The organism is Lactiplantibacillus daowaiensis (assembly GCF_005405085.1).
GTDB lineage: Bacteria > Bacillota > Bacilli > Lactobacillales > Lactobacillaceae > Lactiplantibacillus > Lactiplantibacillus daowaiensis.
Genome location: NZ_BJDJ01000001.1, coordinates 13584 through 39122 on the forward strand (window position 1 = coordinate 13584; position 25539 = coordinate 39122).

Consider the following 25539-nt stretch of genomic DNA (forward strand, 5'->3'; position numbering starts at 1 on the left):
GAGGTTAATATGACAACAACACATTTTCCAGATGGCTTCTTGTGGGGTGGCGCTACTGCCGCAAACCAATACGAAGGTGCTTGGCAAGCGGACGGTAAAGGTGAAAGTATGGCGGATCATTTATTAGGTGGCACTTTTGAGAAACGACGGCGTTTTGCTGCTAACGCTCATCAAGCGGGCTACTTTCCTTCCCATGAAGCTAGTGCTGGCTATCACCACACAGAAGAAGATATCAAGTTAATGGCAGGGATGGGCTTTAAGGTCTATCGACTTTCGGTAGCTTGGACAAGGATTTTTCCTAACGGTGATGAGACCGAACCTAACCGTGCGGGACTTGCATATTACCGTCATGTCTTTGAGCTTTGTCACCAATACGACATCGAGCCGTTAGTTACGATCTCCCACTTCGAGATGCCTTATCAGTTAACCGTACGCTATGGCGGATGGGCCAATCGTCATCTCATTGACTGCTACGTCAACTACGCCACTACGCTGTTCAAGGAATATGCCGGCCTAGTTAAATATTGGTTGACATTCAATGAAGTCAACATTGGCTTCTTGCTTGGCGGACACACCTCACTTGGTCTACCAATGGTTGATGGACGCCCATCCATTCTCGGTGAACAAGATGACACTCAGACTCAATTATCACTACAAGCCTTGCACCACCAACTTGTTGCCAGTGCTAAAGCAGTCCAAATTGCCCATGCGCTTGATCCCAACAACTTGGTCGGCTGCATGATTGCCGGACAAGTCACTTACCCACTGACTGCTGACCCAGCAGATGTCTTGTTAGCACAGCGCGTCACTGAACTGAACAACTTCTACTGTGGTGATGTCCAAGTACGGGGGAATTATCCAAGCTTTGCCAAACGCTATTGGGACGAGCATCACGTTACGCTAGCAATGCTACCTGAAGATCTCGTCACCCTCAAAGCAGGTACGGTCGACTTTTACGCCTTTAGTTATTACAGCTCGTCAGCAGAAACGACCGATCCAACGCAACGAGAGTTTACTGGCAATCTGAGTTTTGGTGTCAAGAATCCCCATCTAAAATACAGCGAGTGGGGCTGGTCAACGGATCCAAGTGGTCTACGCTGGTATCTGAATACTGTAAATAGCCGCTACCAACTGCCGATGATGGTCGTTGAGAACGGACTCGGCGCCGTTGATACCGTCACCGAAGATAACAAGATTTATGACGACTACCGTATTGACTATCTTAAGCAACACATTGAGTCAATGGCAGCTGCTTTAACTGACGGTGTAAACCTAATTGGCTACACCGCTTGGAGCTGGATTGACATTGTCTCTGCCGGTACTGGCCAGATGGGCAAACGCTATGGCTTGGTTTACGTGGCACGTGACGATACCCAGCAAGGTGATTACCATCGCATCCCCAAAAAGAGCTATTATTGGTACAAACGCGTGATTGCATCTAATGGCACTAATTTAGATGTTTCGATAGATTATTGAGCACCACTACCATATAGCTGAACTGAACTAATATGTAAACCAATAAATTAGCCAACGTACAAGTTTTAGCGTTGGGCCAAAAGAAAAAGCCAACCGACGACTGCCGGTTGGCTTTATTAGTATCAAAATTATTTGAGACCGTATTTCTTGTTGAAACGATCGACCGCACCATCGGCCTTGGTGAACTTTTGTTTACCAGTGTAGAATGGATGTGAATCTGAAGTAATTTCAACCCGGATCAATGGGTAAGTGTTACCATCTTCCCATTCAACAGTTTCAGCAGAAGTTGCTGTTGAACCTGAGATGAACTTGAAACCAGTCGTTGAATCTTGGAAAACGACTTGATGGTAATCTGGATGAATTCCTTTTTGCATAATAATACGCTCCTTTGCCCTGAATCATTTGCTGAAACAGAGATTATCATAGTTTTTAACAACGCTTGATAGTTTATCATGAATGCTGGGATGGCGTCAAGCAGCCGACCAGTGTCAATGCCGACTAAAACCCATCACCATACCCTACCGGCGTGGTCGCCGCGTCGACGTACCACTGAACTTCAATCCGGCCAAGTCATGCAAGAAATCGGTATTCGTTGCGCTGTGTTTTAAGAATTGTAGTAATTGTTCTGTATATTCCAACGCACTACCCGTCATGGAGCGGCGAATCTGCCAGATTGGCTCTAACGCGTCTCGACTAAGCAGCAGTTCTTCTTTTCGGGTACTTGATTGTTTCAAATCTAAGGCTGGGAAGACCCGCCGTTCGGCTAGCTCCCGTGACAACTGAAGTTCAGAGTTCCCTGTCCCCTTAAATTCTTCATAAATCATATCGTCCATCCGACTACCTGTATCGACTAATGCGGTCCCTAAAATCGTTAGTCTACCGCCTTCTTCAATATTACGTGCCGAACCAAAGAACCGTTTGGGCTTATAAAACGCGGTCGGGTCTAACCCACCAGATAACGTCCGCCCACTTGATGGCATCGTTAAGTTATAAGCCCGCGTTAACCGTGTAATTGAATCAAGCAAGATGACAACATCTTGCTTGTCTTCAACTAACCGGCGTGCCCGTTCTAAAACTAACTCAGCGACCCGCACGTGATTTTGCGGTTGCTGATCAAATGTGGAACTGACGACTTCACCTTTGATCGAGCGCTCTAAGTCCGTCACTTCTTCTGGACGTTCATCAATCAATAACATGATTAGCCTCACGTCTGGATAATTTGTCATAATCCCGTTGGCAATATTTTTTAATAGCGTCGTCTTACCAGCTTTAGGTGGCGCCACGATCAAGCCACGTTGACCAAACCCAATCGGCACAAACGTATCGATCAAGCGCGTTGATAAGACTTGCTTAGTTGTCGTCAACTTGAGCTGCGTTTGTGGGTACAGTGGCGTTAAGGCTGGAAAATGGGGCCGTTGTTTGGCTTCATTGGGGTCCTTACCATTAACCGTACCGACTCGCATCAACCCATAGTAGCGTTCATTCGGCTTCGGTGGCCGCGCTTGTCCAGCGACATAGTCGCCATTTCGCAAGCCGAAACGATGAATTTGGGATTGGGAAATATAGATGTCTTCTTGGGAAGGGCCATAATTAATCGGTCGTAAAAAGCCATAGCCTTCTTGACCAATAATTTCTAAGACACCTTCCATTTGAACAAAACCACGTTTTTTATCTTGTTCGCGTAAAACGGCTAATGAAAGTTCCTTTTTATTCATCTGTGAATAATATTGAATCTTATAGTCACGCGCATAGTTATAAATTTCTTTGAGCGTCTTTTGCTCAAGGTCGTGCATGGTTAAAATTTTTTCCATTCTCTTTGCGCTTTCTCAGCTAATGCTTGGTTAACCTAATTTTAGGTACACTAAATAAAGGGTCTAATGCCCCAGTTTTAGCGCTTGGTTAGCTTTAAACTTGAACTTCATCAGCGGCAATTTCTACATTAGCCCCTAATGAATGTAACTTATCAATCACGCGATCATAACCACGTAAGATGTTATCAGCCCGTGAAATCTCGGTTGTGCCACTGGCAATTAACCCAGCAATCATCAACGCTGCGCCAGAACGAATTTCGCCGGCTTCAACGTGGGCCCCTTGGAGATGTGACGAATGACCAACAACAATCAGATTATCTTGAACCCGAATATCAGCGCCCATTTTACGGAGTTGCGCAATATGTTGGGTGCGTTGTGGATAGATCGTATCAATGACCACACTATTGCCGTTAGCTCGCAGCAATAATGGGGTGATCGGCTGTTGTAAATCAGTTGCAAAACCTGGATACGTCATGGTTTTGACCCGCACTGGGCTTAAATCACTGACCCGGGGAACATAAATGCTGTCTTCATTAATTTGTAAGTCAACACCCATTTCGATCATCTTAGCGGTAAAGGATTCCATATGTTCTGGAATCACGTTTTTCAATAAGATGCCATCGCCAATCGCGGCTGCTAACGACAAATAAGTCCCGGTTTCAATCCGATCGGGAATAATCGTGTGGGTTGCCTGTGAACGCAAAGAATCAACGCCTTCAATCCGGATGACGTCAGTCCCAGCACCACGAATTTTGGCACCCATGTTGTTTAAGAAAGTTGCTAAATCAATAATTTCAGGTTCTTTAGCGGCATTTTCAATGGTTGTTGTGCCATGCGCCTTAACCGCTGCCAAAATAATGTTAATCGTCGCCCCAACAGAAACGACGTCTAAGAAAATCCGGGCACCGTGGAGGCCTTCAGTACCAGTCGAAATGAAGACTGAGTCATTCTTTTCAATGACATTAGCACCGAGCGCTTTAAATCCTTTAATATGTTGATCAATTGGCCGGGGACCAATATTGTCCCCACCTGGGAAGGTGACGGTTGCACGGTTAAAACGACCGAGCAACGCGCCCATAAAGTAATACGATGCACGCAAGCTTTTAATTGCGTGACTTGGCAATTCAGATTCTTCAATATGAGTTGGATCAATTGTTAATACATCATTTTCAAAAGTGGAATGGACATTCATCGATTCCAAAATAATTTTTAAATTGTGAACGTCTAAGATGTGCGGAACCGTGTCAAATCGGACCGGAGTGTCTGCGAGAATCGCAGCAGGAATCAGTGCGACGGTACTATTTTTTGCGCCACCGATCGTCAATTCCCCAGAAAGTCGTTTTCCGCCATGGATAATCATTTTTTTCATAACATAACTTTCCTCGCTAAATAAGTGTCACACTGTACAATTACAATCAATAACCATAATAAAGAATCTCTCACAAAAAAACAACCAATATCAGGAAACTGTAATCTTTTAACGTTAAATAATCGGAAAATATGGTTATTTAACCGTTTTCACGACTGATTTATGTCAATTGGTTAATTTTTGGTAACGTGATCGTCATAAAAAAGCACGACCGAAAAATCGGTCGTGCTTTTAGTAGTTATTTTTAATTAAGCGATCGCACTTATTTAGCCGTACCAGTTTCGTTAGCCGCATCAATAAAGGCTTTGAACAACCCTTCTGGACGATTTGGCCGTGATAAGAATTCTGGATGGTATTGGCAACCAACGAAGAAACGTTTCTTTGGTAATTCGATGATTTCAACTAAGCGGTTGTCAGGCGATGTTCCTGAGAATACCAAGCCCTTGGCCGTCATCGCTTCACGATACTTGTTGTTGAATTCATAACGGTGACGATGCCGTTCCATGACAACTTCTTCATTGCCATAAGCGTTAGCTGCAACTGTACCCGGCTTCAACTTGCATGGGTAAGCACCTAAACGTTGCGTGCCCCCCATATCTTCAACATCTTCTTGGTCCGCCATTAAATCAATGATGTTATCTGGCGTATTTGGATCGATTTCAGCTGAGTTCGCATCCTTCAAGTCCAAGACGTTGCGGGCAAATTCAACACTGGCCATTTGCATTCCTAAGCAGATTCCTAAGAATGGCACATCGTTTTCACGCGCATACTTGATGGCCGTGATTTTACCTTCAATCCCACGATCACCAAAACCACCAGGTACTAAGATCCCATCAGCATCACCTAACAAGTCTTCCACATTTTCTGGGGTAACTTCTTCAGCGGAAACCTTCTTCAAGTCGATTTCAGCATCGTCGGTATAACCAGCATGCTTCAACGCTTCGGTCACCGAAATATAAGCATCTTGTAAGGCCACATATTTCCCAACCAAGGCAATCTTGATAGTCCGTGATAAGTTTTGCACGTGATGTTCTAACTTAACCCAGTCGCTCATATCCGCCTTAGGTGCTTCAACACCAAAGTGATCCAAAACGATTTGATCCATATTTTGTTTTTGCACATTCAATGGAATTGAGTAAATCGTCTTAACATCTAAGGATTCAATAACGGCTTCTGGTTCAACGTCACAGAAAGAAGCAATCTTATTGCGCATTTCCCGGGTAATTGGTTGTTCCGTCCGAACAACTAACATATTTGGTTGAATCCCATAGCTCCGGAGTTCCTTAACTGAATGTTGCGTTGGTTTCGTCTTCATTTCACCAGCGGCCCGTAAATACGGAATCAAGGTCGTGTGAATGTAAAAGACGTTGTCAGAGCCTAAATCACTCTTCATTTGGCGCAATGCTTCGATAAATGGTAAGGATTCAATATCACCAACAGTCCCACCGATTTCAGTAATCACGATATCTGAATCTGTAGTGGTCCCAGCGCGCATGATTTTTTCTTTGATCGCGTTAGTAATATGTGGAATCACTTGCACAGTCGCGCCTAAATAATCACCACGACGTTCCTTTTGTAGGACTTCTGAATAAATCTTCCCAGTCGTTACGTTAGAGTACTTGTTCAAGTTAATGTCGATGAACCGTTCGTAATGTCCAAGGTCCAAGTCGGTTTCAGTCCCGTCATCGGTTACAAAGACTTCACCATGTTGGTAAGGACTCATCGTACCAGGATCAACGTTGATATATGGATCAAACTTCTGAATGGTGACTTTTAAGCCCCGATTTTTCAGTAATCTCCCTAATGAGGCTGCGACGATACCTTTACCAATTGACGACACAACGCCACCAGTTACAAAAATATATTTGGTCATGTGATAACTCCTTAAAGATTTATTTCGTGGGGATTTGCTAAATAAAGAAAACTCCCTATTCAATGAATAGGGAGCTTGATTTCGTTTGAATGTCCTTGGTCATAACGACCAAGGAGCCCAATAAAGATAATACAAGTAGATTTAACATTCGTCAAGTTAAATCACAAACTCGCTTTATTTATTGTTGTCGTCTTCGTCTTCATCATCGTAGTCGTCATCATCATCGTCATCGTTTAATTCAGATAATTGACCTTCGATGCCATCAGGTAACGTTTCTTCGGCAGCGTCGTCATCAGTATCATCGACCCCAGCAAGTTCATCGTACTTGTTAGAGCTTTCAGAATCATCATCGTCGTTGTCAGCGTCATCGTCATCTTCATAGTTGTCGTCGTCTTCGGGATCATCGTCATCATAATCAATGACATCATCGTCGTCGCCAGCGTCAGCTAAAAAGGCGTTAACTTTCTTGCGCTTTTTACGCTTTGGTCGATCTTCGTCTTCATCATCGTCGGTATGGATAACCGCTTCATCGATGGATTCAAATGGGTACCATGCACGCAGGCCCCACATATTGTCACCGAGCGAAATGAAACTACCATCGATGTTAAGATCCGTATAAAATTGTGATAACCGTTCCCGAATCTCTTCATCGCTTTTACCTAAATAAGATTGTACCGCGTTGGTCAAATCGGCGAACGCCATCACGTCACCATGTTGTGCCAAAATCGCATGCGCAACCTCGATTAAAGATAATTCGGACTTTTTCTGTCCATCAAATTGTTTTAGTTCCAAACTGGTGCACGTCCTTTCCACAGTTTACAGTTCATCATACCAAATCAAGCGGTGAATTGCAATCGCAACTTATAGTCCCCAATGCGTTGTTCGCCCGCATAAAGTTGGTAATTAATATTGACTTCACCTGAAAACGGTCGTTCCCGTAACCGCACTTGCAGTAAGGGCGTGACCGTTTCAACTGGTAAGATGCCCATTGGGGTGCGATAACGGGCTTGGACACGTTTGCCATTGGCGAAATGCAAGCGCAAGCGATTTTCCGCACTCCGGGTTAACACCACATCACCATTAGCAGCCAGTTTAATCGTCACTGGAATCGGTTCTGGGTGATCATCGCTCACTTCTTGATAACGTAAATAAAAGGCATCGCCCATTTGGACTAGCTGACCATCGACATCTAAAGCATAGTTGGCCGCCTCGCCGTCTTGAACTGCTTGCGTCTCCAAATGAATTGCGACGGGAACCCCCGTTGTTAAATCATCCATGTTTTTACCTCCAAATCGGTGTCGCCTGATCCGGGACTAGTCGGATCACCACATGACACCACCATAATCTTCCTAACAATTATAAGCCATCTCTATCAAAAAGACTAAAAATCCACCTACTGCTGGCAATTCTCCTGTGCACTGGCTAGGATTCGAGTATAATTAAATGCGAAACTACGTAATGAGGTGAAACTAACATGGCACAACCAACCATTGCCACGTTAACGCAACGTTATCAACCAGAAGAACTGCTCGATAGCTTTGCTTATATGAATGCATTACTCGCGTTAACAGCCCAACGCCAACAGCCGATCGTCCATTATTGGCAACTACCGACCACGGTGATTTTAGGCCTGCTCGATCAACAACTCCCCGCATTATCCGCGGGCTTAACTCAGCTCAAAAAAACGGGCTATCAAGTGCTCCTCCGCAATTCTGGCGGTCTAGCGGTCGTTGCTGATACGGGGGTCTTAAATGTCTCGCTATTCTTACCAGCACAACGTGACACTTATTCAATCGAAGCGGCTTATCAACTAATGACTCGTTACGTGCAAGCCGTTTGGCCAACGTTACCAATCGTTGCTGGTGAGATCAAACAGTCTTATTGTCCCGGTGACTATGACTTAAGCATCAACGGTCAAAAAATCGCCGGCATGTCGCAACGACGAACGGCCAACGCCTTGGTCATCATGCTCTATATTAGTATCAACGGTGACCAAGACCAACGCAGTCAATTGATTCAAGCCTTCTATACGACGAGCTTAGCTGGCCAACTTGATGACCGTTTTCCACAAGTTGACCCCGCTGTCATGACGACCGTTGCTGACCAACTCAACCAACCCTTGACGGTTGACCAAGCCATCGCCCGTTTCAATCAAATACTGGCGCAACATGGGGCCGTTGACCCTAACCAATTACCGCAATTAATCGAAGAACCTGAATTTCAGGCCCACTTAACGCATGCGTATCACGACATGCAACGCCGCCAACAACGGTTACACCAATAATAGTAACGAACGGAGGAATATTTTTGGCCTATCGTAATCAACGCTTACCAATGGAAAAGGTCTTTCGCGACCCCGTCCACGATTATATTTATATTCAGCATCAAGTCATTTTAGACCTGATCAACACGTCCGAATTTCAACGCTTACGGCGCATCAAACAACTCGGGACGACTTCTTTAACTTTCCACGGGGCGGAACACTCCCGCTTTGGTCACTGTTTAGGCGTCTATGAAATTACCCGTCGGATTTGTGATAACTTTGAACGCAACTATCCCACTAAGACACCCGGTGACGGTGGCTGGGATGATCATGAACGGTTAGTGGCTTTATGTGCCGCTTTACTTCACGATATTGGTCATGGCCCTTATTCCCACACCTTTGAACATATTTTCCACACTGACCATGAAGCGTTAACGGTGCAAATCTTGACCTCACCCGCTACAGAAGTTAATCACGTGTTACGACAAGTCTCACCTGACTTTCCGGCCCAAGTGGCAGCTGTCATTCAAAAAACGTATCCGAATCCACAAGTCGTCCAAATGATCTCCAGCCAGATCGATGCCGATCGCATGGACTACTTACTACGTGATTCCTACTTCACCGGCACCAATTATGGGAACTTCGACTTAACGCGGATTTTACGCGTGATGAAGCCGTATCAAGGTGGCATCACGTTTGCGATGGAAGGCATGCATGCTGTTGAAGACTATATCGTTAGTCGCTTCCAAATGTATATGCAAGTTTATTTCCATCCAGTATCACGTTCAATGGAAGTGATTTTGGATCATTTATTAGAGCGGGCCAATGATCTATATCAAAGCCATGACACTGACGCTGAAGCCACACCGCATATGTTGTTGCCATTCTTTAATAACAACTTTACGTTACATGATTATTTGCGCTTAGATGACGGTGTCTTAAATACTTACTTCAATCATTGGCGTGATAGTAAAGATGCCATCTTAGCAGATCTCGCCATGCGCTTTTTAGATCGCCGGCCGCTTAAATCCGCCCGGATCGATACTGAAACTAGTCAATTAGTCCCACAAATGCAAGCGTTGATTGAAAAGGCAGGCTTCAACAGTCACTACTACACTGATATCAACGATAGTTATGACTTGCCTTATGATGCCTATGATCCTAAGATGAAAAAGCCCCGCACGCAAATCGAATTGATGCAAGAAGACGGTAGCTTAGTTGAGCTTTCGACCGTCAGTGACTTAGTCCGGGCGATTACCGGGAAAGTTTCTGGTGACCGCCGCTTCTTCTTCCCTAAAGAGATGCTCAGTGGGACGGATCAAGTTGATTTGTTTGATCCGATATATCAAGCATTCCAACAACATATTCAAAATGATCGGTTAATTGTTTAGGAGGAATTTTTTTACATGTCAGTTAAACTTATTGCCATTGATATGGATGGCACCTTGCTCAATGAACACAGTGAACTCAACCCAGCAACCATCGATGCCGTTCAGGCCGCCCGTGACCAAGGCATCAAAGTGGTCATCTGTACCGGTCGCCCGCTCAGTGGCGTGAGCCCATTTTTGAAACAACTACACATCAGTGGCGATGATGAATATGCGATTACGTTCAACGGGTCAATGGCCCAAACGACTAGCGGCCGCATCATCACGAGTCACACGCTAACCCATGCCGATTATATCGATATCGAAGCGTTGAGCCGTAAATTAAATATCCATTGTCATGTCGAGAGTGAAGATCATATCTACACTGCCAACCGGAATATCAGTCCTTATACGGTCGGCGAAAGCGCCCTCGTCAATATGCCGATCCGTTATCGGGCCCCTGGTGATATGCGGGTCGACATGCCAGTCGTCAAATGCATGTTTATCGACCAACCGGAATTATTGGCCACCGCAATCACCCAAATTCCAAAGGCCTTTCGGGATAAATACTACATCGTCCAATCCGCACCATACTTCTTGGAATTCATGAATCCACAAGCTAGCAAAGGTGCCGCTTTAAAAGACTTAGCGGAACGTTTGAAACTAACCCCCGCTGAAGTCATGGCAATTGGCGATCAAGGTAATGATCTCAGCATGCTCAAATACGCCACCAATAGTGTCGCAATGGGTAATGCCATTCCACAAGCCAAACAATTAGCTAAATACGAAACTAAAACCAACATCGAAGATGGCGTTGCCCATGCCATCCGAACTTGGGCCTTAGCCTAAGTCACTGCACGAAAAAAAGGCCGCCAACGCACAAATTGCGCTGACGGCCTTTTTGGTACTCACGACTATCCAAACTCACCGGTCGTGGTATTTTGCTTGGTGACGCGACCACTGGCTGGGTAATACCGGTAAATATCCGTCAAGTTCGTGACATTTTCATCACTACTATCATGCATGACTTCAATTTGGTAATACTTGCTCGTTTGTTTGGCCACATTGAACTGATCATCTTGATCAAAACTAACCCCAGATGCGGCTTTAAACTTACTTAAAATCTGCTTGGTCGTTAACGTACTGCTACTGCTGTCACTGCTAGTTTCACTATCGGCTGAGCTAGTGGCGGTACTGCTACTCGTGCTGCTATCAGTACTACTGCTACTGTCACTACTATCTTGGGTGCTGCTAGCATCCGTTGTGGCAGTGCTGTTATCACTTGTTGAACTGCTACTCGTCGCGGTGACCGTTGAGCTGTCACTACCAGAACTCGTCGATTGTGACGCTTCATAATTCATGATGGCCTGCTTCATCGCCAACGTTTTTTGTTGCAGCTGCTTAACGACTGGATGACTAGCCGATAACTTATCTAACTTATCGATATTGGTTTTAGCGGCAGTTAATTCGTGCACACTCATTTCATCACGCGCACTATTATAATAACTATTCGCTAACTTAACTTGCTGATACTGTTTAATTAAAGCGGTCTTGGCAGCCATAAATGTGGCATCCGTTGTCGCTTGGTAATTAGACAACGTATTAAAATACGTCTTAGCCGTACTTAGCTGGTTTTTATTTAACGCTGTCGCGGCTTTTTGATAATGCTTTAAACCGGTCAATAAGTTTTTAACACTACTATTACTCGTGTCCCCGGTCTTCAAAGTCGCGATAGCCGCTTTAATTTGAAGATGTGAAATTTGTTGATCTGCCTTGGTTAAAATCTTGGCTGAGCCACTGGTCGTTACCGATGACGCGGTGCTACTGCTACCGCTAGTAACGTTCGCACAGCCTGATAGGGTCAATAGGCCCATTAAGAGCATCACTATTAACCCAAAATGTGGTCGATGCGCATGATCCACGGCGAATCCCTCCCTTTAACTTCGTTCATTATACCATGAACAACTTTCAACCAGCCTTTTTTCCCGCCAAACGCCAATTCCTTAGATAATTTTAATTAACCAAAAAAGATAACTTAGCGTTAAAATCCCGACGGCACTGAGGTTAGTCCACCGATACATCATAATCAATGCCAAGTACTCCCGAAAAATGGCAAACGGCAAATAATACCATGGCGTTCGAGCACCATAGCCATAAACATTCAGACGCATTTGCCGCGCTAAAATATTGGCTCGCAACACATGATAGTCACTAGTCACCATCGCGGCCCGGTAAAAAGGCTGTTTTTTGACAAGCAACGTATGTGAGAACCGCAGATTTTCGGCTGTCGAAGTCGACTGATTTTCTTCTTTAATCACATCCAACGGAATCCCTAACGCCACTAAATAATGGCGCATCGCTGTACTTTCTGGCAAGACTTCATCTGCACCTTGACCACCAGAAACCACAATCGTCACCGCATGGTGGTCATGGGCCCGTTGTTGCCGATACAACTTAGCGGCTGCTTTTAGTCGATAACTTAGGGTACGTGTGGGCCGACCATCTGGCATTAGCCCCGCCCCTAATACGATAATCGCATCTACTGGCCCTAAGCGGCCTAATCGCGTCGTACCACAGGCTACCAAATACGCTAAAAAACTAAACGTAAAATAAGCCGTTAAGACTAACGCTAATCCTAATAGCTTCCACAACCATTGCCAATGCCAGGTTAGGCCGTTGATCACCGACAACCCTAACATCAACACCAACAAAATGCCAACAATCGCTAACAACGTATAATGAAAATGCCAGCCTTCTTTACGTAATAACCGATAACTATACCGGACAAAACTAACCGCAACCACTAAGATCACGATTGGCAAAATAATATAAGCCGCCACCTTGAGGCCAACGATCACTAATTGCCAAAAGGGACTGGCTTGGGCGCTAACGGAACGATACCCGGCTAGAGCTAAGCCAGCTAGTGCAATCAACAATAAGTGGCCTGTTAACCAGCGGCGTCGGTCCGTCAACTGTAAGGTCACCGCACTCACTAATGCTAAACTCCCCCAGTAAAACCAATTCACGTTACTCACCTTCTCAATCTGCTTTCAACGCTATTATAGCTAAGTTTTCCAGGCGATACCAATGCCAAGTTTAATGGTACTAAAAAAGCGACCACCGTATGCGATGGTCGCCAAGCAAACCTGCTTAGTTTTCTTCGTTATGGAAACGATTCTTAAATAAAGGACTAACTGGTTTGTTTTCGTGGATAAATTTAATGGCTTGACCCATCAATTGACCAACGGAAACTTGCACAATTTTGTCGATTTGCTTTTCAGCGGGTAATTCGATCGAATCCGTCACAATTAACTTCTTAATTGGTGACTTTTCAATTCGTTCGATGGCAGGACCAGAAAGCACTGGATGGGTACAACTAGCATAAACATCCGTCGCACCAGCATCCATCAAGGCTTGGGCACCTAAAGTAATCGTCCCAGCCGTATCGATCATATCATCGATCATGATGGCCCGTTTGCCCTTCACGTCCCCGATAATGTTCATCACTTCAGCAACGTTAGCCCGTGGCCGACGTTTGTCGATAATCGCAATTGGCACCTTCAATAATTCGGCCAATTTACGTGCCCGTGTCACCCCACCATGATCTGGTGAAACCACAACGGCATTTTCATCCAAGTGATTGGTTAGGAAGTAGTCAGCCAACAGTGGCGCACCCATCAAATGATCCAAAGGAATATCAAAGAAACCTTGGATTTGGGCCGCATGTAAGTCCAACGCTAAAATCCGCGTGGCCCCAGCCGTTTCCAGCATGTTAGCGACCAACTTAGCGGTGATTGGTTCCCGTGAACGCGCCTTCCGGTCTTGACGAGCGTACCCGTAATAAGGAATGACCACGTTGATCGTCTTGGCACTCGCACGCCGTAACGCATCAATCATAATCAACAATTCCATTAAGTTGTCATTAACCGGTGCGGAAGTCGATTGAATGATGTACACTTGGTCACCACGAATACTTTCCTCAATGTTAATGCGAATTTCGCCATCACTAAAACGATCAACCGAGGTCTTACCTAGTTTAACCCCAACGGCTTCAGCGATCTTTTCTGCCAATGGTTTATTTGAATTCAAAGCAAAAATCTTTAACTTTGGATCAAAATACTGTTCTGACATAATTTCCTCCATTCGAAAATTTATTACTTCTTAAATAATATGCATTTTGGTCTTGAAAATCAAGCCCCTTTGGCGGTTGGAAATTGCGTCAGACTGGGCTGGAGGCGGATATTTCGGGTTTTCAGCGTGGTTCAGTTTTTAATATTAAAGTTTCGTGAGTTCGGTAAACCGCCTTAATGACCATTAAAGCAGTCTTAAACGTTCGTTGATGGTAGCGGTACCACTACCGTTGGTCGCAACAGAAATGCCCATTCGGTCGTCAACTGCCGAAAATCCGAACAATTAAGGCAAGCAAAAAAGCTTTTCAAACAGCCCGTTTGAAAAGCTTTTTACAATTAAATTACATATTTTCTGGTTCGTGTGGGAGTCGTTTCCAAAAATCGGGCTTATTGGTTTGCCGTGCCCGCGCAATTGCCATGTCATGGAAATCCACGTCATCAGTAATCGTTGAGCCAGCGGCGATAAAGGAATGATCCGCAACTTCAACTGGGGCAATGATGTTAGAGTTACTCCCAATAAAGGCTGAGTCGCCAACATTTGTATGATGCTTGTTGACCCCATCATAGTTGACGAAGACGACCCCACAACCGACGTTGATGTCTTCACCTAAAGTGGCATCACCCACGTAAGTTAAATGACCAACCTTAGTTCGATTGCCGATTTGAGCTTTCTTTACTTCCACGAAGTTCCCTAAATGCACGTGTTCACCAATTTCAGCTTGTGGCCGTAAGTGGCTGTATGGGCCAATATTGCTGTCCGCATGCATGATTGAATCTTCTAAGAAGGAAGCTGTAACCGTGACGCGGTCTTCAATCGTCATGTCATGGATTTCTGAATGTGCACCGATGAAACAATCTTCACCAATCGTTGTCTTACCCTTGATCAAAACACCCGGTTCAATAATCGTATCCGCACCGATTTTAACACCGGCGTCGATATACGTATCCGCTGGGTTGATGATTGAGACCCCATCAGCCATATGTTGTTCATTGATCCGGCGTTGCATGACTTTGGTTGCTTGTGCCAAAGCCGCACGGGTATTAACCCCCATCGATTCATCAAAGTCTGACATCCGATAAGCCGCAACAATATCGCCTTGATCTTTCATGATTTGAATCACGTCGGTCAAGTAATATTCACCTTGCGCATTGTTGTTAGTCACTTGATGCAGCGCCTTGAACAACGCTTGGTTATCAAAACAGTAAACCCCGGTGTTGATTTCATGGATTTCTTGTTCTTCTTTAGTAGCGTCTTTTTGTTCAACGATCTTTTCAACGATGCCTAAGTGATTGCGCACGATGCGTCCATAACCTTGTGGGTCGGGGGCATCGGACGTTAAAATCGTCCCGGCAGCTTTTTTAGCTTGATGATATTCAAATAATTCTTCTAAGGTTTCGGCCCGAAATAGCGGGGTATCCCCACTAATAATCAAGGTCATCCCATCTTTATCTTTCAATAATGGTTCGGCTTGCAAGACTGCATGGCCGGTCCCTAGTTGTTCGGTTTGTGCCGCATAAGCGGTCCGATCACCTAAAGCGACTTCAACATCTTTAGCACCGTGACCCACGATTGTCACCACGTTGTCCATTGAAACAGCTTCAACTTGGGTCAACACGTGATCAACCATCGACTTGCCACACACCTTGTGTAACACTTTGACTAACTTGGATTTCATCCGCGTCCCTTTACCAGCAGCGAGGATAATTGCATTTTTAGTGGTCATAACAAAACTAGCTCCTTAGTCTTCAGATAAGTTAATGATACCAAAGATTGGTACAGTTGTCGCAATTCTTCGATAACATCGCCCTGACATGTGCCCAAAGACAACGATACAACACCTAATTACTTTTGGTCTTCAGCCCCGAAGACCTTTTCTAAATAGTTCCCTGGGACAACTTTGATGGCCTTTTCGTTATCATTGACATTGGTGACCCGCAATAATGACGTATAATCATCGATCAATCGATTACCCGTAAAGGCGGCTTCCGCAAAGACCGTAATGCCAATCAAGTTCGCGTCGAATTCTTCAATCAACGTCTTCATCCCGTTGATAGTGCCGCCGCCCTTCATGAAGTCGTCGACGATCAAGACATTGGCGCCTTCACTCAAGCTCCGTTTCGATAATTCCATCTTTTTGATCCGTTCAGAAGAACCGGAAACGTAATTCACACTAACCGTTGAGCCTTCAGTAATCTTAGAATCGTTGCGCACGATGACAAATGGCACATTTAAGTAAGTCGCCACACTTTGGGCAATTGGAATCCCTTTAGTTGCTACCGTCATCACGGCATCAATCTTTTGATTCAAATATTGCGTTGCAATGACCCGACCAACTTGGCGTAAAATCTCGGGTTGACCTAAGATATCAGATAAATAAACATAGCCACCTGGTAACACCCGGCTCTTGTCCGCCACTAAATCGGTCATTTCATCAATAAATTCTTGGGCTTCTTCTTTTAAAATATAGGGGATAAATCGCGCACCACCGGCAGCGCCAGGAATCGTTTCCAAAATCCCAGTGCCCCGCATTTGAAAGGTGCGCTTTAAAATCGTTAAATCTTCACTAATCGAAGATTTTGCAGATTCGTACCGTTCTGCAAAAAACGTCAACGAGACTAATGTATGGGGCCGTTCTAATAAATAGCGCGTCATATCGATTAATCGTTCGCTTCTACGTACTTTCATGTTTCCACCTCAACCTAAATCATCTTTTTTAAAGTCTATGCAAAATGATAACACAAACGTTCGGAAATTAGCCAGACTTTTACAACTTTTTTAGGAAACAATCGGAATTTCTTAATATTTCTGCCAGAATCTTCAATTTTATCGGGCTAGACGCGTGGAAATTGAGAACATTCCCTTAATTTACTTTAGTTACTGCGGCTAGTCTGCCCAACTTTAGCCCCGCTTAGACCCAAAAAGAGCGGTCACTGCATTTGCTTGCAATGACCGCTCTTTTATTCAGCGCATTTAATTAACATCTAAATTTTAACCAATTAGTTCCAACTTAACTTCCCACTCGTAGGCGTTGATAGCCCAAAGCGGCAAAGTAAAATAGACATTCAATCGATGCGATAAAGAAACTGACCGGTAAATTGGTGGCATAACTTAAATACAACCCGACCCAAACACCTAATAACGCAAACAGGATTGACAGCCCAATCATTTTGCTAACGGTGTGCACAAAGTATCTTGCCGCCGCGGCCGGTAACGTCAACAAGATAAAGATCAATAGTGACCCGACAATTTGGGCCGCAACACTGACACTCATTGCGACTAACACTAAGAAAACCACCGAGATGGCCGTCGTCCATAAGCCGCTGACTCTGGCCCCAATCGCATCAAATGAATCAAACTTCAAGGGGCGATACAAGGCTAGCATCACTAACAGCACGATGCCAGATAATACCGCCACGCGAATCACATCCGCTTGCGCAATCCCAATGACACTCCCAAATAAAATACTCGTCGCATAACTAGACGTCTGATTCGATAAGGACAAGAACAAGATTCCTAATCCAATAAACAACGCTGAGATAGCGGAAATCGACGCTTCCCGCCGCGATTGTTTGACACTCATCTGACCGACGATCACTGAACTGATCACGGTAAAAATCAACATTCCAGATAAAGCGGTCCACCCCATAAAGATACCAAAGGCGGCCCCGGCAAAGCCAATTTCGGATAACGTGTGGGTCAAAAATGACAAGTTGCGGGCAATCACAAAGACCCCAATCGTCCCACAAATAATGGCAATAAACGTCCCCGCTAAGTAGGCGTGACGCATAAACGCTAAACTAAACATCGCTGGCCTCCTTCAATTGTTCAATCGACATCCCCGCCATCGCGCCAAACTGTTGTTGGCCGGGGCGTAATGCCAAGTAATGCTTGGCATACTTTTGGGCTAGTGGTAAATCATGGGTAATAAATAACACCGTGATGCCACTTGTCTGATTGAGATTTTGAACCAGGTCGAGCAATTCATATTTCATTTCATTATCTAAACTGGCAGTCGATTCATCAAGGATCAAGAGTTGCGGCGCTTCAACAATCGCTTGGGCTAAATACGCCCGTTGCTTTTCGCCACCCGATGCCATCCCTAATGGGCGCTGTTTAATTTTCTTAACATTAGTGACACTTAACGCCGTATTGACTTGCTGGTGTTCAGCTTTCGAAAGCCATGGTAACCAGCCACGGACGTTTAAGCCCACGAAGTCTTCAATCGTCAATGGATATTCTTGATCCAAGTTCCGAAACTGTGGCACATAGCCAATCTTAGTGGCTTTTCGACTTGGATAATACTTAATTTGACCGGTGGTGGGTTTGACTAGGCCGAGCAGTGCTCGAATCAAAGTTGTCTTACCAACCCCATTTTCACCGATGACCGTTAAAAAGTCGCCCCGTTGAATGTCAAAATTCAAATCTTTAAACACTGGATGATTAGGAAAACTAATCCCTAAGTGTTGGACGGCAATTAAGGGTTCCGTCATATTTTGGCCCCCATCTCTCTTTGTAAGGTAAATAGTAATGATTACTATTTTAGTTTACCTGATTCGTTTGATTTGTCAATAGGCCACTGCAATTGCCTTTTCGCTTAAAAGATAATCTTTATTGTAAAAAATCACAGAGAAATAAATATTGAAATATGACTTGTTTCAAAGATTTTCATATGTTACTTTTTCTATGAAAAGGAACTAATTAATTAGCGAACTATACATAAAATTTTCAGGCCAGTAACTAAACGACAAAGCTGATCCTACGCCACTAAAATAATATTAAATAGGGGTTGTAAATTTGAAAATTTGGCAGCATTTAAAAAAGATCAAATTCAAATCAGTCCTTTATGATCTGACGCTTTTAAGCAGTCTCTTTTTAGTATTCACTATTGTCGGAAAAGTAACCTTGTCACCGTTAAGATTTTATTTCGCGAATGCACTTTTCCTAACTGCATTACTGCTCTCTTGGTGCATCTATCGACATTTTCATAAATATCCTTAAAACCAATTATTCAAAAGTTTCACGACTCATTGTCAACCGTTGTTAATAATGAGTTTTTGACTTAGCGTCCAGCCATAAACCGGCTGGGCGCTTTTTTATGAATACCTCATCTGAAATTAAAGCAACGCTTGAAACCAGATACTGTTCACTTTAATAAGTGTTAGTTTCGCTAGTGGCTTATGCAATAAAAAAGTCTTTCAGCGCACAACTCCTAGTTGCGTCGTTGAAAGACCTTTTAAGCTTCAGTCACGGCTGGCCGTAATGCCATCAGTCGCTGTAGCTGTTGTTGATAATTTAAAAACAAGCCGGTAAACTTGCTGTCACTACTAGCATCCCAAGGTTTGGGCGTGCCACAGTAATGCAAGATTGCCGTATGCGCCATCACCCAGTGAATATCTTGTTCATTCAAACTGCGTGTCTGATAGACCAAGTACTTGCGGGTATCATAGTTCCAGATTTCCTCGGGAATTTCTAAAATATCGGTACCATACAAGAAATTTAAAATATCTTGATCGGGTAAAATCAGTGATGCACTGTATTTTTCAATCGTTGCTGTAATATCAGTTAACTTAATTTTTTCCCGGGCTTGGGCTAGATCTAACACTAAGACTCCGGAATTAAAGTAACTCGTTGTTGTGCCGAGCCGTAGCTGATTGACACTATCGACTAGTTTCGTCACACCACGATGTGCCGATGCAGCTAACATCTTGCCTTTCAAGTCTAATGCCCAAAGTGGCCGTAACGGATTGATGACTAAAATATCTGGATCTAAGTATAAAACCCGTTGCACAGTCGGCGGTAAGATTTCACCACTCAGTAGTCGGAAGTACATTTCTTTTGGATACCGTTCAATCAGTGGCACACTGGCCGTAAAGTCCGCGGTCACCCGTTCATTGCTCAACTCCCAACCAAACTGATCCGTCAACCACCGCAATTCGTCAATTTGGGCTGCCGTTAAACTGGCATGCACGACCCACAAATGAATCGACTCACCAGGATTATTGGCATGTAACGACGTTAACATGACTTTTAGCGGGTCTAAATAACCGGCATTTAAGGTCACTAGCACTTGGATTGGTTCTGACATCACTTTCACCTACGCTTTCAACGCGGCTAACCCCGCTTGTTCAGTCAAGAATTCATTAACCACGGCTTGATAACGGTCTGGATGGGTCCGAATCGCCTCAACATGACCGGCTTCGGCATCAATATATAGCCCTTTTTGTTGCGGTAACTGGTCATAAAGCTGATGGGCATTGCGTACAGGTACCGTCTGATCATGTGTGCCATGAATGATTAAGATTGGCAATCCACCCGTCGCCGCTTGGCGTAAATTCTGACCATCGCTAAAGGCATAACCGGCACTCTTTCTAGCCAAATGGTTCGCCATTGGCATAATCAAACTAGCCGGCAACTTGAACTTATGGGCGATCCGGAATTTGGCTTCCGCATATAGACTCGCATAGCCACTATCTTCAATGATGGCTTTAACATTACCCGGCAGTGGCTCACCACTGGCAGCCATGACCGTCGCCGCTCCCATTGAGATCCCCATTAAGACGATTTCAACATCTGTGCCTAACTGTTCTAACGCCATCGCGACCCAGCGTTGATAATCTAGTCGATCCAACCAGCCATAACCAATCGTATGGCCTTCACTATCACCAAAGGCGCGCGCATCTGGCATCAATACATCGTAGCCTAAGCTCATAAAAATGCGGGCATACGGTACCATTTGTTCACGCGAGTGGTTCAAACCATGCGCTAAGATCGCCAATCGTCCCGTGGCGTGGGGGTTCTGGATATAGGTCGCAACGAGGTTCAAGCCATCAAATGACTGCATTAACCATTGTTGTTTTAGCTGTTTATCATACCAAAAATTTTCAATCTCAGTATTTTCAGCCCGTGACAAGGCTTTGCCACGTTCTTTTTGGTCATCATTAACATGCATCGCCAATTGGTACGCAATCGCGCCACCAACCAGCGACCCTGTATAGGTCATTGCACCGACCACACCGGCTAATTTCAGACCAAGTTTCGTTGCGTTCTTCATCTTAACCACCTCACTTCTTAAGTTTAATTTAACCATAATTAACAATAGTTGTGCATCGATTACGACTGATTTTGGGCATTTTTAACAAAAAAACAGACGCCCAACACGCTTGCTGGTCGCCTGACACTTAACGATCAGTTAAATTAACTGGTCGGACTAAATAGACTTCTTTACAAAAGCCCTTCAACGAATTATAAACCCGCTGGGCCCGGGACTGCTTCCGACAGACGCCAAAGACCGTTGGCCCAGTGCCACTCATTTGCGCGGCATCAGCCCCAAAGGTCAATAATTGTTGCTTAATTTGCGTAATCTCAGGATACCGCTTTGCCGTAATCGATTCGAGCACATTCCCCATATTGGGTACGATCTGCTGTAAGTCACCCGCTTGAATGCCGGCTAATAAGCCATCAATATCTGGATGATCAGGCAGTTGATCATAATCGACTTGCCGCAAAATATTCGGCGTCGACACACTGATTTTGGGCTTTGCCAAGACGATCCATAATGCTGGTAACTTTGCTAATGGCGTCACGACTTCCCCTTTACCCGTAACGTGCGCGGTTTGACTATAGACACAATACGGCACATCCGAATCGATTTGTAAGCCTAGTTGCGCTAAGGTCTTTAAATCTAAGTTGAGTTCCCACATGCGGTTGAGGCCACGCAAGACCGCGGCAGCATCTGACGACCCACCACCTAAACCGGCCGCAACCGGGATGACCTTCTTGATTTTAATTCGAACCCCGCTTTTTATATGGTAGCGGCGTTTTAATAAGCTGACGGCTTGAAAAGCCAAGTTACGCCGATCATTTGGCAAAAAGCCACTATCAGTCGCCACTTCGATTCGGTTCGCCGGAATGGTCTCAATCTGCACATAATCGGCCAAGTCGACCGATGTCATCACCATATTCCACTCTTTATCGCCATTACGATGCTCAAACAGCGTATCCAAGCCTAAATTGATTTTCGCTGGCGCTTTTTCCACGATCTGCACGCGTCTCACCCTCTTTTATGACCGCGATTACAATGGGGTCGTTTACTTACTTTGATACAATTATACTAATATGAGGGCAAAATAAAAAGACCTTGCTGGGGGTCTTAATATTGTGAATCCGCACATGGCGAATTAGGCTTCAGTTGTTTCGTCTTCAAAGGCGATTTGAACGTTCTTTGTTAACACATCGGTGTAACTATAGGAAACCCGTTCAAATGAATTTTCTTGTTGATCTAAATCCACGACAAACACGGAACGATAGGTTTCTTTTAAGACACCATGACGTTCGGTGGTCTTTTTACGACCCGCTTGGGCAACGACTTTCATCCGTTGGCCGATCCGGGAATCGAGCTTATCCTTAATTGCAGCTAGTGAAATTGGCATTCAGCAACCTCCTCATGTGAAATAACTATACTAGCTTTTCATGAAAAAGTCAATATTATATCACAAGGTTTTCTGATGTGCAACTGTTTTATCATAATTAATGACTAAAGCAATTCACTTGCATGCAAGGCATCTGTTAACGTGATAAATTCGTCAACTGTCAAGCGTTCCGCGCGGATTTTAGGATCGATTTTAGCCACATCTAAGGCTTGTTGAATCGCCGTTTTTGTCTCAGGTTGTTTACCGAACAAACTCTGCATATTATTCCAAAGATTTTTCCGTCGATGGGCAAAGCCAGCCTTAACGACCTTGAAAAAGGCCGCTTCATCGAATGGGACATGTGTCCGTGGTGGTAACGCCGTTAACTTAACAATCGCGGAATCGACATTTGGTGCAGGGACAAACACGGTTCGTGGAACGACCATTGCCATTTCAGCAGCCATCCGGTATTGCACTGCAATCGTCAATGCGCCATAGGCTTTGGTACCTGGTTCTGCAGCCAAGCGATCAGCGACTTCTTTTTGCATCATCACGACAATATTTTCAAAGTGAACACTGCCAGCTAATACACCCATTAAGATCGGTGTCGTAATGTAATATGGCAAGTTCGCGACTAATTTCAATGGCCGATCAGCGTCTAAATGAGCCGCAATCATCGCTGGTAAATCGGCTTTTAAGATGTCTTGGTTTAAGATTTTAACATTATCATATTCAAATAACGTTTCATCTAAGATTGGTAATAACCGATCATCGATTTCAAATGCCAAGACTTGGTGCGCTGCTCGTGCTAAATATTCGGTCAATGCCCCAATCCCCGGGCCAATTTCAATCACATTATCATTTTGGCTAATATCCGCCGTTGCGACAATATTATGCAAGACATTTTGGTCGGTCAAAAAGTTTTGGCCCAAGCTCTTCTTCACTTGTAAGCCGTACGCGTTCATAATGGCCCGGGTGCGGGCTGGGTTTGCAATATCTAATTCGTTACTCATCGATTACTCCTCAGTAGTTAGTTGATCAACGGCTTGCCAAAAGTCCGCTGGTTGGATTTGAAATAGTTGCAGGCGCTTAGGTAACTGCTTGCCATTGACATAGCCAATCTTGAGCAATTCACCGAGTTGTTCGCGCCGTTGCCGGGCGGCTGGTCCAGCTAACAGGCCAGCTTGAATCAAATCAGTCCGACTGATCAATACTGGCGCCGTTGTTGGGTTTTCAGTATACAAGTTCGCCAATGCAGCTTGAATCGCTGCTGGACTAGCATGCTCAACACCTAGACTACCACCCGCTTTAGTGGGAACGCCTGCATCGCGGGGCAAAAAGGCATGTTGAACACCTGGCACAGCTTTAGAAATCGTCTTTCGTATCCGTTCGCCCGAATAGTCGGGGTCAGTGAAGACGATCACACCGCGACTAGCCTGCAGCCGTTTGATTTGTGCCAAGGTTTGCGTGCTGATCGCCGAGCCATTCGTTTCGATCGTATCGGCATTAACGGCCATTGCTAACCGTTTCGTGTCGTCCTTACCTTCGACGACAATCACTTCTTTAATCTTCTTCAATCTTAAATAAGTCCTCTGCATTTTGATAAGTTTGTGCCGCAATCGCTTCAGGGGTTGTTTCCCGTAACTTAGCCACGGCTTCAACCACGTAGCGGGTATAGGCGGGTTCATTTTGCTTGCCACGATAAGGTTCCGGCGTCAAATAAGGCGCGTCCGTTTCGACCAATAGACTTTCAAGTGGCGTTTGTTTGACTGATTCGTGGACCTCATCGGCATGTTTGAATGAGGCCACACCACTGTAAGAAATGTGCATCCCTAAGTCTAGGAAACGCTTCAACCATTCTGGATCACCATTAAAGCTATGCATGACCCCGCCAGTATCACGAATATCAGCAGCTTTCAAAATCTTGTACGTGTCTTCAAAGGCATCGCGATTATGCACTGAGATCGGCAAGCCCATGTCTTTAGCAATCGCCACTTGCCGTGCAAAAATTTTGCGTTGCACCGCTTGCGGCGATGTATCCCAATGATAATCGAGACCAATTTCACCTAGCGCCACGACTTTAGGATGTTGTAATTGGTCAATCAACACTTTTTCAGTCGCGGTCGTATAATTTTTAGAATCTTCTGGATGCCAGCCGACAATCGCGACTAGCTCAGGATAAGTTTCGGCCAGTTTAATGGCATCAGCATTCAATTGGGTATTAGACCCAACGATCGCCATCCGCACCACATCAAGAGCCTGTGCTTGTGCCAAATATTTCGGCACATCGGTGATGAATTCTTCACTATTTAAATGGGTATGGGAATCAAAAATTCGCATCATGACGCCTCACTTTAATTATTTTCAATCGTTTTTAGTAGTATCTTGCCGCCTGCCGGTTGGGGCTGATTGATGCTGGAACGTGGTGGCCACGATTTTGAACCCGTTACAACCCAACGGTTTCAAAACTCGGGCTTTACCTAAGCCGGGAAACCCACCCAGCCAAGGTAAACTTCACCACTGAGCATCATCAGCCCCGCCCTCTCGGCTAAGTAAGCACACTATTAAAATCATGCTCAGCGTCGGAAGTACCCAAGTGGGTCGCCGTGTCGAGTCAATTAGCTGGGTGATGTTTTCCAGCTTAGTGACTGGGCCGACCTTTAAGACGTGGGTTACGGCTTAAAGGCGCCCTGCAGACCGCCTTTTGGCTGCAGGTCTGCCCCACGGCGACCCGCTTGGGTACTGGAGACGACGATCTAAACACATTCTTACTGATTTTAACACGTTTCTCGGATTATTAAAAAAGCTCGCGGCTAAAATTAGCGCGAGCTTTAAATCAAA

24 protein-coding genes are annotated in these 25539 nt (G+C 44.8%); 4 read left to right on the plus strand and 20 right to left on the minus strand.

The genetic code is table 11. The annotated features are described in order from the left end of the window. Positions 1–9 precede the first annotated feature (9 nt). A complete protein-coding gene (locus FFM75_RS00065) occupies positions 10–1476 on the plus strand; it encodes a glycoside hydrolase family 1 protein (protein WP_137627146.1) in 1467 nt (488 codons plus the stop codon). A gap of 128 nt (positions 1477–1604) precedes the next feature. On the opposite strand, the gene FFM75_RS00070 is transcribed toward FFM75_RS00065, so the two are convergent. The 6 genes from FFM75_RS00070 to FFM75_RS00095 all read right to left on the minus strand — a co-directional run bounded on the left by FFM75_RS00070 (position 1605) and on the right by FFM75_RS00095 (position 7806). Then, the gene (locus tag FFM75_RS00070; protein WP_137627147.1) at positions 1605–1850 is read right to left on the minus strand and encodes a type B 50S ribosomal protein L31; all 246 of its coding nucleotides are present in this window, start codon (positions 1848–1850) and stop codon (positions 1605–1607) included. Positions 1851–1994: 144 nt separating this feature from the next. Continuing rightward, the gene (gene rho, locus FFM75_RS00075) at positions 1995–3287 is read right to left on the minus strand and encodes a transcription termination factor Rho (protein ID WP_137627148.1); all 1293 of its coding nucleotides are present in this window, start codon (positions 3285–3287) and stop codon (positions 1995–1997) included. 94 nt (positions 3288–3381) lie between these two features. Next, positions 3382–4656 carry a UDP-N-acetylglucosamine 1-carboxyvinyltransferase gene (locus FFM75_RS00080; protein ID WP_137627149.1) on the minus strand — a complete coding sequence of 425 codons (1275 nt, stop codon included), beginning with the start codon at positions 4654–4656 and terminating at the stop codon, positions 3382–3384. A 262-nt stretch (positions 4657–4918) separates the two neighbouring features. Next, positions 4919–6529, minus strand: coding sequence for a CTP synthase (locus FFM75_RS00085; protein WP_137627150.1), 1611 nt, complete (start codon positions 6527–6529; stop codon positions 4919–4921). A gap of 174 nt (positions 6530–6703) precedes the next feature. After that, the gene (gene rpoE / locus FFM75_RS00090; RefSeq protein ID WP_137627151.1) at positions 6704–7321 is read right to left on the minus strand and encodes a DNA-directed RNA polymerase subunit delta; all 618 of its coding nucleotides are present in this window, start codon (positions 7319–7321) and stop codon (positions 6704–6706) included. Positions 7322–7365: 44 nt separating this feature from the next. Continuing rightward, complete coding sequence (locus tag FFM75_RS00095; protein WP_137627152.1) at positions 7366–7806, minus strand: YwiB family protein; 441 nt, start codon at positions 7804–7806, stop codon at positions 7366–7368. 197 nt (positions 7807–8003) lie between these two features. Here FFM75_RS00095 and FFM75_RS00100 point away from each other — a divergent pair, with 197 nt between their 5' ends. From FFM75_RS00100 to yidA, 3 genes are read left to right on the plus strand one after another with little or no spacing between them, the layout of a single operon-like run. Then, complete coding sequence (locus tag FFM75_RS00100) at positions 8004–8813, plus strand: lipoate--protein ligase family protein (protein WP_137627153.1); 810 nt, start codon at positions 8004–8006, stop codon at positions 8811–8813. A gap of 23 nt (positions 8814–8836) precedes the next feature. Further along, complete coding sequence (locus FFM75_RS00105; RefSeq protein WP_137627154.1) at positions 8837–10183, plus strand: HD domain-containing protein; 1347 nt, start codon at positions 8837–8839, stop codon at positions 10181–10183. A gap of 15 nt (positions 10184–10198) precedes the next feature. Beyond that, positions 10199–11008: a sugar-phosphatase gene (gene yidA, locus FFM75_RS00110; protein WP_137627155.1), complete on the plus strand. Its 810-nt coding sequence runs from the start codon at positions 10199–10201 to the stop codon at positions 11006–11008. 65 nt (positions 11009–11073) lie between these two features. Here the strand turns inward: yidA and FFM75_RS00115 are convergent, their stop codons facing one another. From FFM75_RS00115 to FFM75_RS00180, 14 genes are all read right to left on the minus strand, one after another. After that, positions 11074–12081, minus strand: a complete 1008-nt coding sequence (locus FFM75_RS00115) for a hypothetical protein (protein WP_137627156.1) — start codon at positions 12079–12081, stop codon at positions 11074–11076. 81 nt (positions 12082–12162) lie between these two features. After that, complete coding sequence (locus FFM75_RS00120) at positions 12163–13185, minus strand: YdcF family protein (protein ID WP_137627157.1); 1023 nt, start codon at positions 13183–13185, stop codon at positions 12163–12165. 124 nt (positions 13186–13309) lie between these two features. Continuing rightward, the gene (locus tag FFM75_RS00125; RefSeq protein WP_137627158.1) at positions 13310–14290 is read right to left on the minus strand and encodes a ribose-phosphate diphosphokinase; all 981 of its coding nucleotides are present in this window, start codon (positions 14288–14290) and stop codon (positions 13310–13312) included. A 340-nt stretch (positions 14291–14630) separates the two neighbouring features. Further along, the gene (glmU, locus tag FFM75_RS00130) at positions 14631–16013 is read right to left on the minus strand and encodes a bifunctional UDP-N-acetylglucosamine diphosphorylase/glucosamine-1-phosphate N-acetyltransferase GlmU (RefSeq protein WP_137627159.1); all 1383 of its coding nucleotides are present in this window, start codon (positions 16011–16013) and stop codon (positions 14631–14633) included. Positions 16014–16132: 119 nt separating this feature from the next. Next, complete coding sequence (gene purR, locus FFM75_RS00135; protein WP_137627160.1) at positions 16133–16975, minus strand: pur operon repressor; 843 nt, start codon at positions 16973–16975, stop codon at positions 16133–16135. 322 nt (positions 16976–17297) lie between these two features. Then, positions 17298–18095, minus strand: coding sequence for a metal ABC transporter permease (locus tag FFM75_RS00140; protein ID WP_137627161.1), 798 nt, complete (start codon positions 18093–18095; stop codon positions 17298–17300). Further along, positions 18088–18780, minus strand: coding sequence for a metal ABC transporter ATP-binding protein (locus FFM75_RS00145; protein WP_137627162.1), 693 nt, complete (start codon positions 18778–18780; stop codon positions 18088–18090). Before FFM75_RS00145 ends, FFM75_RS00140 begins: the two co-directional genes overlap by 8 nt. A 743-nt stretch (positions 18781–19523) precedes the next feature. Next, positions 19524–20375: a glycosyltransferase family 8 protein gene (locus tag FFM75_RS00150; RefSeq protein WP_137627163.1), complete on the minus strand. Its 852-nt coding sequence runs from the start codon at positions 20373–20375 to the stop codon at positions 19524–19526. Between the two features lie 9 nt (positions 20376–20384). Beyond that, entirely contained in the window at positions 20385–21341 is a 957-nt protein-coding gene (locus FFM75_RS00155; protein WP_137627164.1) for an alpha/beta hydrolase, read from the minus strand. A 127-nt stretch (positions 21342–21468) separates the two neighbouring features. Then, the gene (gene ispE, locus FFM75_RS00160) at positions 21469–22335 is read right to left on the minus strand and encodes a 4-(cytidine 5'-diphospho)-2-C-methyl-D-erythritol kinase (RefSeq protein WP_137627165.1); all 867 of its coding nucleotides are present in this window, start codon (positions 22333–22335) and stop codon (positions 21469–21471) included. Between the two features lie 132 nt (positions 22336–22467). Further along, complete coding sequence (locus FFM75_RS00165) at positions 22468–22719, minus strand: Veg family protein (RefSeq protein WP_137627166.1); 252 nt, start codon at positions 22717–22719, stop codon at positions 22468–22470. Between the two features lie 104 nt (positions 22720–22823). Beyond that, a complete protein-coding gene (gene rsmA / locus FFM75_RS00170; RefSeq protein WP_137627167.1) occupies positions 22824–23711 on the minus strand; it encodes a 16S rRNA (adenine(1518)-N(6)/adenine(1519)-N(6))-dimethyltransferase RsmA in 888 nt (295 codons plus the stop codon). A 3-nt stretch (positions 23712–23714) separates the two neighbouring features. Further along, positions 23715–24275 carry a ribonuclease M5 gene (gene rnmV, locus FFM75_RS00175; protein WP_137627168.1) on the minus strand — a complete coding sequence of 187 codons (561 nt, stop codon included), beginning with the start codon at positions 24273–24275 and terminating at the stop codon, positions 23715–23717. Then, a complete protein-coding gene (locus tag FFM75_RS00180; RefSeq protein WP_137627169.1) occupies positions 24262–25038 on the minus strand; it encodes a TatD family hydrolase in 777 nt (258 codons plus the stop codon). The genes rnmV and FFM75_RS00180 overlap by 14 nt, the downstream gene beginning before the upstream one ends. Positions 25039–25539: the final 501 nt, after the last annotated feature.